At 63.7% G+C, this 12,746-nt stretch carries 9 protein-coding genes; 1 reads left to right on the forward strand and 8 read right to left on the reverse strand.

Features of this window, described 5'->3' with window-relative positions:
* Nucleotides 1–105 precede the first annotated feature (105 nt).
* From C1A35_RS20365 to C1A35_RS20380, 4 genes are all read right to left on the reverse strand, one after another.
* The gene (locus C1A35_RS20365) at nucleotides 106–1,779 is read right to left on the reverse strand and encodes a putative bifunctional diguanylate cyclase/phosphodiesterase (RefSeq protein ID WP_104666061.1); all 1,674 of its coding nucleotides are present in this window, start codon (nucleotides 1,777–1,779) and stop codon (nucleotides 106–108) included.
* A 523-nt stretch (nucleotides 1,780–2,302) separates the two neighbouring features.
* On the reverse strand, nucleotides 2,303–4,105 hold the full coding sequence (gene ade, locus C1A35_RS20370; protein WP_104666062.1) for an adenine deaminase: 1,803 nt from the start codon (nucleotides 4,103–4,105) through the stop codon (nucleotides 2,303–2,305).
* Between the two features lie 67 nt (nucleotides 4,106–4,172).
* Nucleotides 4,173–5,573, reverse strand: coding sequence for an NCS2 family permease (locus C1A35_RS20375; protein WP_104666063.1), 1,401 nt, complete (start codon nucleotides 5,571–5,573; stop codon nucleotides 4,173–4,175).
* 60 nt (nucleotides 5,574–5,633) lie between these two features.
* Complete coding sequence (locus C1A35_RS20380; RefSeq protein WP_104666064.1) at nucleotides 5,634–7,433, reverse strand: adenine deaminase; 1,800 nt, start codon at nucleotides 7,431–7,433, stop codon at nucleotides 5,634–5,636.
* A gap of 111 nt (nucleotides 7,434–7,544) precedes the next feature.
* Between C1A35_RS20380 and C1A35_RS20385 the strand changes: the two genes are divergently transcribed.
* Nucleotides 7,545–8,486: a LysR family transcriptional regulator gene (locus C1A35_RS20385; RefSeq protein WP_104666065.1), complete on the forward strand. Its 942-nt coding sequence runs from the start codon at nucleotides 7,545–7,547 to the stop codon at nucleotides 8,484–8,486.
* Nucleotides 8,487–8,526: 40 nt separating this feature from the next.
* On the opposite strand, the gene C1A35_RS20390 is transcribed toward C1A35_RS20385, so the two are convergent.
* The 4 genes from C1A35_RS20390 to C1A35_RS20405 all read right to left on the reverse strand — a co-directional run bounded on the left by C1A35_RS20390 (nucleotide 8,527) and on the right by C1A35_RS20405 (nucleotide 12,740).
* Nucleotides 8,527–9,489 (reverse strand): pyridoxal-phosphate dependent enzyme, encoded by a 963-nt coding sequence (locus tag C1A35_RS20390; protein WP_104666066.1) that lies wholly within the window; start codon nucleotides 9,487–9,489, stop codon nucleotides 8,527–8,529.
* Nucleotides 9,486–10,463 carry an ornithine cyclodeaminase family protein gene (locus C1A35_RS20395; RefSeq protein WP_104666067.1) on the reverse strand — a complete coding sequence of 326 codons (978 nt, stop codon included), beginning with the start codon at nucleotides 10,461–10,463 and terminating at the stop codon, nucleotides 9,486–9,488. Before C1A35_RS20395 ends, C1A35_RS20390 begins: the two co-directional genes overlap by 4 nt.
* Nucleotides 10,460–11,071, reverse strand: coding sequence for a helix-turn-helix transcriptional regulator (locus C1A35_RS20400; protein WP_234822921.1), 612 nt, complete (start codon nucleotides 11,069–11,071; stop codon nucleotides 10,460–10,462). Before C1A35_RS20400 ends, C1A35_RS20395 begins: the two co-directional genes overlap by 4 nt.
* 163 nt (nucleotides 11,072–11,234) lie before the next feature.
* A complete protein-coding gene (locus C1A35_RS20405) occupies nucleotides 11,235–12,740 on the reverse strand; it encodes a tripartite tricarboxylate transporter permease (RefSeq protein WP_104666069.1) in 1,506 nt (501 codons plus the stop codon).
* Nucleotides 12,741–12,746 lie beyond the last annotated feature (6 nt).

Below are 12,746 nucleotides of genomic sequence, written 5' to 3' on the forward strand. Positions count from 1 at the left end.
ACCACTTTCTATAATGATTTCTAACCACGCACCCACCGGATCTTGCAAGAAAACAACCCAGGTTTTACCCCGCGCCGCATGTGGTGCAACGCACAGATGCGAGGGCTACAGCGTCGCCATTGCCGATGAGCGGCGAAGGTAGGCGCCAATCGCGTCCGCAGGCATGGGCATGCCCAGGAAATAACCCTGCAGACGGTCGCAACCCTCTTTTCGAAGCCAGATGGCCTGCCCGATCGTCTCGACCCCTTCGGCGGTTACGCGCATGCCAAGACCGTGGGCAAGGCCGATGATCGACCGGACGATCGTCTGGCTCTTTTCGTCGCTCTCCAGATCCTTGATGAAGTAGCGGTCGATCTTGATCGTATCGAAGGGGAAGTTCTTGAGGTAGCTGAGCGACGAATAGAAGGTGCCGAAATCGTCGAGCGAGATCTGGATGCCGAGCACGTTGAGCGTGTTCAACGTGTCGAGATTGTTGGTCGTGCGTTCGAGCAGGACCGATTCCGTGACTTCGAGCTCCAGCCGGTCGGCTCTGAGGCCGGCCATGTCGATCGCCTGGGCGATCCGGTCCGTCAGGCCCTCGCGCAGGAACTCCGCCGGCGACAGGTTGACGGCGACGGTGAAATGCGACGGCCAGGTGGCCGCCTGGCGGCAGGCCTCCTCCAGCACCCATTGGCCGATCTCGTTCATCAGGCCGTCGGCTTCCGCCATCGGAATGAAGACATTGGGTGGGATGCTTCCAACGAGCGGGTGGTGCCAGCGCACCAGCGCCTCGAAGCCGACGATCGAGAACGGTGGCTCGACCAGCGGCTGGTATTCGATCGAAAACTGGTTGTCCTGCAGTGCCGTGCGCAGGCTGCGGCGCAGCATTTCGCGCTGCTCGAGCACGATCAGCATGGAACGGCTGAAGGTCTTTGCCCGACCCCGTCCGTCCTTCTTGGCAGCATAAAGCGCAATGTCCGCCGCCTTCATCAGTTGCTCGATGTCGTTTCCGTCATTCGGCGCAATGGCAATGCCGATGCTGGCGCCGACGAAGACGGAGATGCCGTCGATGGTGAAAGGTTCGCTGAACGCCTCGATCAGTGCCTCGGCGAGATACTCGGCGTCCGCCGGCTGGTCGCTTTGACGCTGGATGACGGCGAATTCGTCGCCTGCCAGGCGATACGCGACTTCGCCGTCGCGAAGGGCGCCGCGAATGCGCTCGGCCGCCATCTTGAGGACGGCGTCGCCGGCGCCGTGGCCCAGCGTGTCGTTGACCGGCTTGAAATCGTCGAGGTCGATCTGCATCAGCGCCAGCTTCTCGCCGGATGTCGGCAGGATGCTCTGCAGGTCGTCGCTGAACTGCCGCCGGTTGGGCAGGCCCGTCAGCACGTCGTGGGTCGCCTGGTGCAACAGCAGCGCGCGTTCGCTTTCGCCATGGCTGCCGATCTCGCGGCGGGTCGCGCGGCCGCTCGTTTCGAGCACGCCGATGCCGCGCATGGCGCGAAAGACGAGCAGCGTGCGCCGTGACTTGGTGGCGGCGTCGACCACCTCAATGCTGCGCGGCACGCCATAGGCTATGACGGATTCCACCGCCGCCTTGGAAACGGGCGCAAGCAATTCGGGATAGAGATGCCACAGGGTGGCGTCGACAAGCGTGCCGACTTCGTAGGTTTCCTGCAGCGCCGGCGAGGCGCTGGTCAGATGAAAGGCCTCGTCATAGAACGACAGAACTTCGTCCATATGAGCCGCAACGTCCTGCACTGAAGCTGAAGCAGACAAGGTTGCATCAGTGTCCGGCATGCTTGCCTTTCCCTTTCTGTTTCGAACGCGCCGGAAGAATCTAAAAGCCCGCTCCAACGGCGCTCCGGTTCGGCTCGTCCTTCTGCAAAGCTACCGCGTCGCCCGCCCGGGTCAATGCCAATAGGCTGCCTGCGATCTTACCTGTGGAAACCTCGCTTCGGAGCATGGCGAGCGCTGCTCGATATCCTTTGCTCCACACGGTTGTATATAAGCTTCCTCTTGTATCATTTGCCATCATTGCATGCAATTTGGGGCGGAACAGCTGTAGGCGTTTCCGCTCCGCCTGCACGCATGTCCCATTGTGGGACGCCATATCAGCAGGGGTTTCGGGCGTCCACTGCGGCCGCTCGCGGTTAAGCAAACGGCAGGTACGCCCGGGCAACGGGCCCTTGGGCTCCGTTTAAGTATCGGTTAACCATAAAGGAAGTTTTCAGGGGATTATGTGGCTCCACCCATCCCGCGATCACCCGGAATTAAGAACCACGGGCGAGTTGGCCACCGGGTTGCCGGTGGCCAATCGCTGTTATGCTGAGTGCGTGCTCAGAATCACGTCGGTCTTCTGGAAGGTCCGGACGTCGATCAGGCCCTTGTCGGAAATCCGCAGTTCCGGAATGACGACGAGCGCCAGCAGCGAGTGCTGCATATAGGCGTTGTTCAGCCGGCAGCCACAGGCGCGCATGGCCTCGACGATGGCGGCCGCTTTCTCGGCGACGATCTCCGCGCGCTGATCCGACATCAGGCCGGCGACGGGCAGCTCGACCAGGGCCAGTTCGCGGCCTTCCTTTATGACGACGATGCCGCCGCCGACCTCATGCAGGCGGTTGGCAGCCTTGGCCATGTCCGCCTTGTTCGTGCCGACGACGATCATATGGTGGCTGTCATGGGCGACCGTGCTCGCCATGGCGCAATCGCTGTCATACCCGAAGCCGGAGACGAAGGCATTGACCACGTCGCCGGTGCCGCGGTGGCGCTCGACGAGCGCGATCTGGCAGACGTCGTTGGCCCGGTCCATCTGCACAAGGCCGTTCTCGATTGCGACCTCGGCCTGAAGCGCCCGCGTCGGCGCCTGGTTCTCGACGACGCCGATGACATTGACCCGCGCGCGCGTCGCCCGTGCGTTGGATGGGATGTCGAAATCCGCGGCGGCCAGTAACCGGCCAAGGTGGACGGTGTTGCGGGCGCTTTCCGGGTAGACATAGGCCGGGATATCGCGCGCGAGTGTGCCGTTCTCGGCCATCAACTCGCCGCGGGCAAAGACCATCTCGATCGGCAGCGCGGCGAGGTCCGAGGTGACGATCAGGTCTGCGCGGCGACCCGGTGCGATCGAGCCGATTTCGCGCTCCAGGCCGAAATGCTGGGCGGTGTTGAGCGTCGCCATCTGGATCGCGGTCACGGGCTTCAGGCCTTGTGCGATGGCATGGCGCACGACGCGGTTCATGTGTCCGTCGTGAACCAGCGTGCCGGAATGGCTGTCGTCGGTGCAGAGCAGGAAGTTGCGCGGATCGAGGCCGGATTCGGTGACGGCCTTGATCTGTGCCGCGACATCGTACCAGGCGGAGCCGAGGCGCAGCATGGCGCGCATGCCCTGACGCACGCGGGCAATTGCGTCGTCGACCGTCGTGCCTTCGTGGTCGTCGGCCGGACCGCCGGCGGCATAGGCGTGGAACTCGCGGCCGAGATGCGGTGAGGCATAGTGCCCGCCGACGGTCAGCCGCGCGTCCTGGGTGGCGGCGATCTCGGCCATCATCTTCGGATCGTTTCCGGCAACACCCGGGAAATTCATCATTTCGCCAAGGCCGATGACGTTCGGCCAGGCGAGCGCCTCGGCAACGTCCTCAGCCGAAAGCTCGGCGCCCGCGGTCTCGAGCCCCGGTGCGCTCGGCACGCAGCTCGGCACCTGGACGAGCACGTTGACCGGCAGGCTCTGGGCCTCCTCGTTCATCAGCCGGACGCCGGCAAGGCCGAGCACGTTTGCGATCTCGTGCGGGTCGATGAACATGGTGGTGGTGCCGTGCGGGATGACGGCGCGGGCAAATTCGGTAACGGTGACGAGGCCGCTTTCGACATGCATGTGGGCGTCGCAGAGACCGGGCACGAGATAGCGGCCGCCAGCGTCGACGACCCTGGTGCCTTCGCCGATGGTGTGGCTGGCATTCGGGCCGACATAGGCGAAGCGGCCGGCTTTGACGGCGATATCGGTGCCGGGAATGATCTCGCCGGAATAGACGTTGACCCATTTGCCGTTGCGGATCACGAGATCGGCGGGCTTGCGGCCCATGGCGACGTCGACCAGTTCGGGTGCGGTCTTCGACCAGGATTGAAGCATGACGGTTTCCTTCGGATGGGCGATGTCGACGCCCTTGCATTAAGGGCGCCGTCGGATTTTCTGGCGGTTACTGGGTCTGGGCGACGAGCGCTGCGGCAAGCAGGGCCACGAACCACATGACCGGTCTTACATCGCCGGCGCGGCCGCAGACCAGCTTGATCAGCACATAGGCGATGATCGCAAGCGACAGGCCGAGCGTGATCGAGAAGGTGAGCGGGATCAAGACGATCGCGAGGAACGCCGGGATCGCCTCGTCAAGCGCGTTCCAGCGGATGTTGCTGATCGGCTCGGATATGAAGAGGCCGGTGAGGATCAGGACGGGTGCCGTCGCAATCGCCGGCACCAGCGAAAGCAGCGGCGACAGGAACAGGAAGGGCACGAACAGAAGACCCGCAATGAGCGCGACGAGGCCGGTGCGGCCGCCCTGCTGGATGCCGGCGCCGGATTCGAGATAGACGGTCGCCGGGCTGGTGCCGAGCGGGGCCGAGATCAGCGCGGCGATCGCATCGACATGCATGGATTCGCGAATGTTGCGCGGCATGCCGGTCTCGTCTTTGAGGTCGGCCGCTTCCGCAAGGCCGAGGAAGGTCGAGAGCGCCTCGATGAAGTTGGTGAACAGGAAGACGAAAATGAAGGGCAGGTAGATCAGGTTCAGCGCGCCCAGGAGATCGATCTGGCCGACGAAGCTGAAGTCCGGTGCAGCGGTAAAACCGCTCCAGTTGACGAGCGTGTGTACATCAGGCGTTTCCGGCCAGAAGGCGCTGCCGTCGCCCCACCAGCGGCCGATCGGGACCGCAAGGATCGTCGTCAGGATCATGCCGGCCATCATCGCGCCGGGAACGCGGCGCACCACGAGAGCGACCGTCAGTATGAAGCCGGCGATGAAGGTGAGGGTGACCGGGTTGAACTGCGTGAGACCGACGATCGTGTCGGGGTTGGCGACGATGAACTTGGCGTTTTCCAGGCCGATCAGCGCGATGAAGAGGCCGATGCCGCTGGCGATGCCGTAGCGCAGATCGACCGGAATCGCCTCGATGATCGTCTGGCGCAGGTTGAAGAACGCCATGATGGTGAAGAGCACGCCGGCCCAGAAGACGCAGCCGAGCGCGACTTCGAGCGGCACCTTGGCGCCGACCACCATCGTATAGGCAAAGAGCGCGTTGATGCCCATGCCGGGCGCGACCAGGATGGGGCTGCGCGCATAGAGCCCCATGGCGCAGCTGCCGATGAAGCTGACGAGCACCGTCGCCGTCACGCCCGCCGAAAACGGAATACCCGCATGCGAAAGGATCGAGGGATTGACGACGATGACATAGGAGGCGGCGAGAAAGGTGGTGAGGCCTGCGAGGATCTCGGTGCGGACGGTCGAGCCGAGCCGCGAAATCTGGAAGTAGCGGTCAAGCAGCGCTGCGAACCAGGATCTCTCCGGGCCCGATGCCGCCTCCACGGTCTTGTTCTGGATGTTCATTTTGTTCCCCTTTTTTGAAACGGCAGAGGGGGCCGGCATGACCGGCCCCCTCCTTGAGTGCTATTCCGCAGCTTCGGCGCGCTCGTTTCCGCCTGCGGGCGAGAACGGCGAGATCACCTTCAAGCCCACGCAGTCGACGACACCGAGATCGGTGATCGCATATTCCGGGATCGCGGTGATCTGCAACACGAACATGTACATGAAGGGCCAGGGCAGCGGGCAGCCGAGCGCGCGGGCCGCATCGTCGAGCTGATCCTCCAGCGCCGCCATCTCGGCCGGTTCGATGTCCGAGACGATGCCGCCGATCGGCAGGTGCAGGAAGGCTTCGATCTTGCCGTTCCTGACCACCACCTGGCCGCCATTGTTGGCGATCAGGTGGTTGATGGCGATGCGCATGTCCTCGAGATCGGCGCCGATGCAGATGATGTTGTTATCGTCGGGTGCGGTGGAGCTGGCGATCGCGCCTTCCTTGAGGCCGAAGCCGGAGGTGAAGGCGACCGGGCGGTTGCTTGTCTTGCCGTAGCGCTCGACGACGGTGACGTACTGCACGTCCTTGGCGGGATCGGCGAGCACCTGGCCGTCCTTGACCGCAAGCGTCACGTCGCGGCGGGTGCGCACGAAGATCTTCTCCGGGGTGACGGCGATCGCCATTGCTTCTGCCGTGTCGCCGGCGCCGGCATAGGCGACCTTGAGATCGCCGGGCTGAAGCGGCTCGACCTTCACTGAATTGAGAAGGGCGACGCTGCGCTGCGGCGGGATCAGCTCGATTGCCATCCGGCCGTCACGGGCGACGACTTCGCCCTTGGCGACGACGGTTTCGATGCTGAAGTTGCGCAGGTCGTCAACGAGCAGGATGTCGGCGGCACGGCCGGGCGAGATCGAGCCCACCTTGTCGTCGATGCGCAGTGCATCGGCTCCGTTGATCGTCGCCATCTGGATCGCCGCCATCGGCGAGACGCCCATGGCGATCGCCATGCGCACCATGTTGTCGAGATGCCCCCGCTTCAGGATGTCGCTCGCCACCACGTCGTCGGTGCAGAAGCTGATGCGGCGCAGCGCCTTGGCGCCCATTTCCGTGACGATGCGCAGGTTGTCGGAAAGGAAGTGCGAGATCGAGGATTCACGCACGACCACATGCATGCCGGCCCGCAGCTTTTCGAGCATTTCCTCCGGCGTGTAGCTCTCATGGTCGGCGCGCACGCCCGACTGCTGGTAGCCGTTGAGCCGCGCGCCGCGCGTCATCGGGCAGCAGCCGAGCACCGGCAGGCGGCTCTTTTCGGCAAGTTCCAGCGCCGCCAGCACGTCGGCGTCTTCCTCCTGGATGAATTCGCGCACGGTTTCCCAGATACCGACGCATTCCGGCCAGTGGTGCGTCGCCTCGTGGTCGGCCGGGCTGAAATAGTGGCCGACGGTCGAGCGCGGCATGGTGTAGGGCGTCTTGCACGGCGCGCCCCAGAAGACCTTGAGCGGCGTCTGTTTGGCTTCATCGAGGAACTCGCGCGCCGCAGCCGGGCCGCCGACGACGATGATCTGGTCGAGGCCGGTGACGATCGAGGTCGTGCCGAGCGGCACGACGGCCTTGGCGAAGCTCGTGAGCGACATCTTCGAGCATTCGACATGCAGGTGCCCGTCGATCATGCCCGGAGCCAGATACTTGCCGGTGGCGTCGACGATCCTGGTCTCAGGGCCGATATAGTCGGCGATATCGCCGACGGCGATGATGCGTTCGCCATAGATGGCGACGTCGGCCTGATAGATCTCTTCGGAGACCACATTGACCAGGCGACCGCCGCGGATCGCCAGTGTTGCCTTGCCGCCGGTGCCCGATGCGGCGCGAATGAAGTCTCTGATATCGCTCACTGGAACCTCTTCTCCCTTAGCTCCAGTGAATATTCCCAATTCCCGACTGTTTGCACAATGGGCCGAAACAGGCTAATCCATGGACATATCGTGCAAGATTTTGGACGAAAGATGGATCTCTCCCTTATCGACTGCTTCGTAAAAGTCGCCGATTCCCGTTCGATTTCAGCGGCTTCGCGTCGCCATCGGCTGCCGAAGTCGACGCTCAGCCACAAGATCCGGCAATTGGAGGACGAGTTCGGCATCGAGCTCTTCGTGCGCGAGGGGCATCAGCTGCACGTCACCGATGCGGGCGCGGAATTCCTGCGCTATGCACGGCTTATCCAGTCGAACTGCGACGATGCGGCAACGGCGATGGCGGAGATGCGCCAGGAGGTGGCGGGCACGCTGAGGGTCGGGTCCACAGGTGAGTTCGGCACGACGATCACCTCCGAACTGCTTTACGCCTTTCGCCAGCAATATCCGCAGGTCAATCTCGACGTCGTCTTTCTCACCTCGCGCCAGCCTTTTTCCGATGTCACCGAGCAGGCGCTCGACGGCATCTTCCATTGGGGCGAGCCGTCGGATGTCGACTATATCAGCCGCAGGCTTTCGGTCTCGTCCTACGGCCTCTTCGCCAGCCCCCAATACATCGCGCGCCACGGGCAACCGGAAAACCCGGACGCGCTTGCCGGTCATCGCGGCCTCGTCTTTCGCCAGCCGACACGGCTGCAATCCTGGTATCTGACGCAGTCAGGCGAGGACGAGGTGGACCTGCTGCCGGCGGCGACCTGCACCACCAACGACTACTGGACGATCAAGTATTTCGCGGTCGCGGGCGAAGGCATCGCCTATCTGCCGGATTTCTTCGTCGAGACCGAGCGGCAGGCGGGACTGCTGGAACCGGTGCTATCGGACTGGCGCTCGCCGCAGACGGCGATCAACCTCATCTATTCCCGTCGCCGGCACGTCTCGAAGCGCTTCAAGGCCTTCGTCGATTTCTGCATCGACTTCTACCGCGACCGGGATCGGGTGAAGATCCCGCGTTACTACGTCGAGCGCGTCAGTCTTTGAACGTGAAGCGCTGTTGCCCTTGCGCTGTATCTCGGCGTCTCTAGCCAAGCAACGAAGGCAGCACGCTCGTACCGTCGACATTGCCGCCGCAAAGCAGGATAACGTTGGTCTGGCCGGCACATTTTTCCGCCATCTGCCGGAAGCCGGCAAGCGCCAGCGCCGCCGCACCCTCCACCAGCATGTGCTCGTCGAGAAGCAGGTCGCGCATCGAGGCCGCGATCTCCGCTTCCGTGCAGGTCACGACCTCATCGATCACGGCCGTCGAAAGCCCGAGCGTCACGCTGCCTTCGCCCAGACCGCCGGCGACGGCCTCGGCGAGCGTGTCCAGGTGTTCGGTCTCGACCACCCGGCCGGCTTTCATCGAAGCGGCCAGTGCTGCCGAGTTTGCGGCGGAAACGCCGACGATGCGGGTATGGGGGCTGAAACTCTTCAGCACCGAGCCGATGCCGCTGATCAGTCCGCCGCCGCCCATGGCGATGAAGACATTGTCAATGCGTTCGGCCTGCTCCAGAAGTTCGAGCGCGATCGTGCCCTGTCCGGCGATGATATCAGGGTCGTTGTAGGGCGAGACGTAAACGCGCTTTTCCATTTCGGCCAGTTTTTGCGCGTGCTGTTCGGCAAGCCCGGTCTCGGAGCCGTGGAGAACGACGTCGACGCCGTAGGCGCGGATGCGATCGAGTTTCGCCGGCTTGACGATCTCCGGCAGCACGACCGTCAATCTCTGGCCGATCGCGCTTGCCGCATGGGCAGCGCCAATGCCGTGATTGCCCGAAGAGGCGGTGATCACCTGCTGGTCCCGCGGCAACGACGTCATCTTGCTGGCAGCGCCCCGGATCTTGAAGGAGCCGGTCAGCTGCAGGTTCTCCGCCTTGAACAGCACCGTCGAGGATGTCTGCCGCCCGATCGTGCGCGACGGGATCAGCGGCGTCTCGTAGATGAAGGGGCGGATGCGCTGGCGTGCCCTGACGGAGCGCGCGGCGGTTTCGAGGACGTCTTTGATCATGACGTTGTTCCTTGCGTGCCGTGAAGCAGGCCGAGTTCGTCAAGCGCCGTGCGGGCGATGGCGATATCCTGCGTCGCGATCCCCGTCAGATCGGCGATGGTAATGTCCCGATCCGAACGCCGACCCTCGGTGGCGCCGGAGAGGACAGCCCCGAGGGCAATGCAGCGGTTCTCATCGATCAGCCCGGCGCGCGCGGCAACGGAGAATTCGCCATGGTCGAGGCATTGCTCGGCAAGATCGACGACGAGGCGGTCGGCGCGGGCAACGAGGGCGGTGTCGAGTTCCTGCTTGCCGGGCGCGTCCGCGCCCATGGCGGTGATGTGGGTGCCGGGTGCGATCCAGTCCGACCGGATCAGCGGCTCTTTCGAGGGCGTCGTCGTCACGATTGCGTCGGACTGGCGGCACAACGTTTCGAGATCGGTTGTTGCCGCGACGGGAAGATCGAGGTCTGCAAGGTCCGCAAGCACGGCATTCGCCCTTTCCAGGGACCGCCCCCAGACCGTGAACCGCAACGGACGATCCGAGAGAGAGGCAAGGGCGCGGATCTGAACGCGAGCCTGCGTGCCTGTACCGACGATCCCGATCTTGCGGGCGTCCTTGCGCCAGAGCGGCATGGTCGCAATCGCGCCGCCGATGCCGGTGCGCAGATCGGTCAGCAAGCCCTTGTCGTCGAGCACCGCGACAACGCCTCCGGTTTCGGCCGAGACGGCGACCATCATGCCGTTGCTCGACGGCAGTCCCTTGGCCGGATTGTCGTAGAAGCCGGAAGCGATCTTTACCACGAAGATCGGGTCGCCCTCGATATAGCCATACTTGATGTGGCAATCGGCGTTGCGGCCGGGAAGCGGCAGGTAACCGACCGGCGGCAGGCTGGCGCGGCCGTCGGTGAGGGCGACATAGGCGTCGCGGACGGCAGGTGCTGCGAGCGTCAGCAGAGGCAGGGCTGCAAGCTGTTCGCGGCTGACGACAATCATGGTGCGCCCGTCTGGCTCAGATATTTGTAGACGGTCGCCCGGCCCATGCCGAGGATGCGCGAGATGTAGGAAGCGGCGTTCTTGCCGCCGAAGGCGCCATCAGCGGAAAGGGCGATCACCAGCGCCTGCTTGTCGGTGCGGCTCATGGTCGAGATCGTCAGCCCGCGCACCGTTGTCCATTGCTGGACATATTCGTTGACGCGCTCATGCCAGTCCTCCTTGAACAGGCTTTCGGGCTTGTCGCCGGCGGTCGGCACGCGGACGAGCGCGTTGAGCGTCCTCAGCGCCGCTTGAAAGTCCGAGACGTCGGCATTGATGCAGAGCACGCCGACCGCCTTGCCGGCCTCGTTTCGCAGCACGGCGCTGATCGCCTTGATCGAGCGGCCGTCCCAGTTGACCTTCTCGTAGGGACCGATGATCGCGTCGCCTTCGTCGAAACCGATTTCGCTGAGCAGCGAGGGTTCGCCGATCTCGCGCTTGGAGAAGTTGCCGGCAATATGGACAACGGTTTCGGTGCCGAGGTCGTGCAGCACGACTTCGGCATAGGGCTGGAACAAGAGGGCGATCGCGTCGCAGACCAGGCGATAGGGGTGGAGTTCCGAGTTCACGACCTTCCTCTTCCTTTGGATTACCATCCTTAGATCATGCGTGGACTGAAAAGTCTATTATGGATTTTAAATCTCGTTTCTCTTTATAGCATCCAAAACAACAACAGCGGCGCGCGATGAACCCGCACGCCGCTGTCCAAGCAGCCGATAGGGAGGGGATCAGCTAGCTCGTGGCGGTCTTCATGCGCTTCGCCTTCCTCCAGCCGGCAATGAGCGGCATCACTGCCATGGCGCCCGCGAGGATCCAGAGAATGATCGAGATCTTGCTCTGGAACAGGATCGAGATATCGCCGCCGCTGATCGCCAGCGCATTGCGCAGATTCACCTCCATGACATGGCCGAGCACGAAGCCGAGGATGATCGGCGCCATGTCGAAGCCGGCCTTTCGAAGCAGCCAGCCGATGATGCCGATGCCGAGCATCAGCAGGATCGAGAACACCGAGGCGTGGGTGGAATAGACGCCGACGACCGAGAGCACGAGGATGCCCGGAACCAGCAGCCAGTTCGGCACCGTCAAGACGCGGGCGAAGATGTTGACGAGCGGTAGGTTGAGGAGAAGCAAGAGCACGTTGCCGATGAACAGCGAGGCGACGAGGCCGCCGACAACTTCCGGCCGCTCGGTGATCAGCATCGGGCCCGGCTGAATGTTGTAGAGCATCAGTGCGCCGAGCATGACGGCGGTCGTGCCGGAGCCGGGCACGCCGAGCGTCAGCATCGGCACGAAGGCGCCGCAGGCGGTGGCGTTGTTGGCAGCCTCGGGGGCCGTGAGGCCCCGTACGTCGCCCTTGCCGAAGGTGCCTTCGGTGTCGGAGATGCGCTTTTCCGTCGTATAGGAAACCGCGCTCGAAACCGATGCGCCGGTGCCAGGCAACACGCCGACGATGAAGCCGATGACGGAGCCGCGCAGCGTCGCGCCGATCGACTTGCGGATGTCGTCGAGACGGGCGGTCATGCGGCCGAGTTCGCGGATGACCGTGACGCCGCTTGCCTGGTGTTCAAGGATCAGCAGTGCCTCGGACACCGAGAACAGGCCGATGACCAGCACGACGAATTCGATGCCGTCGCCGAGTTCCGGCTCGTTAAAGGTGAAGCGATAGGCGCCCGAGGTCGCATCGAGGCCGACGGTCGCAAGCATCAGGCCGAGCGTGCAGCCGATCAACGTCTTTACCGGCTGGCTACCGACCATCGAGCCGAGCGTTGCGAAGGCGAACACCATCAGCACGAAGTATTCGGCCGGGCCGAAGCCGATGGCGAGGCCGGCAAGCAGCGGCGCGAACAGCGCCAGCCCGACGGCGCCGAAGACGCCGCCGACGAAGGAGGAGAGGCCGGAGAGCATCAACGCTTCGCCGGCGCGGCCCTGGCGGGCCATCGGGTTGCCGTCGAGCGCCGTCATCACGGCGCCGGCATCGCCCGGCACGTTCAGAAGGATCGACGAAATGCGGCCACCATATTCGGCCCCGCAATAAACGGCGGCGAGCAGGATCATGGTGCTTTCAGCCGGCAGCCCCATCGTATAGGCGATCGGGATCAGCAGCGCGATGCCGTTGATCGGTCCGATTGCCGGGAGCGCGCCGACCAGGGTGCCGATGAAGCAGCCCGCAAGACCGATCAGCAGGTTCTGCATCGTCAGGGCGACGGTAAAACCGTTCCAGAGATAATCGAGATTCATTGAGGT

Origin of the sequence: Ensifer adhaerens (genome assembly GCF_002940685.1) — a bacterium.
In the GTDB taxonomy this organism is placed as follows: Bacteria; Pseudomonadota; Alphaproteobacteria; order Rhizobiales; family Rhizobiaceae; genus Ensifer; species Ensifer adhaerens_E.